We start from the raw sequence: 455 nt of genomic DNA on the forward strand, positions 1-455 counted from the left end.
CCGCTGTCGGGCCTGCTCTGGCGCTCGAGCAGCCTCGGCTGGTCGCAGTTCATGACGCTGGCGCTCGATACCCGCACCTTGAATGCGCTGGAGATCAGCTTCGGCACGGCCTTTGTCGCGGCGATCGTCAATCTGGTGTTCGGCGTCATCCTCGCCTGGGTGCTGGTGCGTTATCGTTTCCCCGGCAAGCGGGTGATCGACGCCATGGTCGACCTGCCGTTTGCGCTGCCGACGGCGGTTGCCGGCATTGCGCTGGCGACGCTTTATGCCCCCAACGGCTGGATCGGACAATTGCTGGCGCCGCTCGGCATCAAGATCGCCTTTACCCCCGCCGGTATCGTCATCGCCCTGATCTTCGTCGGCCTGCCCTTCGTCGTCCGCACCGTGCAGCCGATCATGGAGGAGATCGACAAGGAAGTGGAGGAGGCCGCCGCCACCCTCGGCGCCAGCCGCTT

At 65.7% G+C, this 455-nt stretch carries 1 protein-coding gene; it reads left to right on the forward strand.

Features of this window, described 5'->3' with window-relative positions; all coding sequences use genetic code 11:
• Positions 1 to 455, forward strand: a 455-nt coding sequence (locus tag BC363_RS31950; protein WP_141690519.1) for an ABC transporter permease subunit, incomplete at both ends; no start/stop codon positions are given.

Source organism: Ensifer sp. LC384 (assembly GCF_001695865.1).
Classification (GTDB): Bacteria; Pseudomonadota; Alphaproteobacteria; order Rhizobiales; family Rhizobiaceae; genus Ensifer.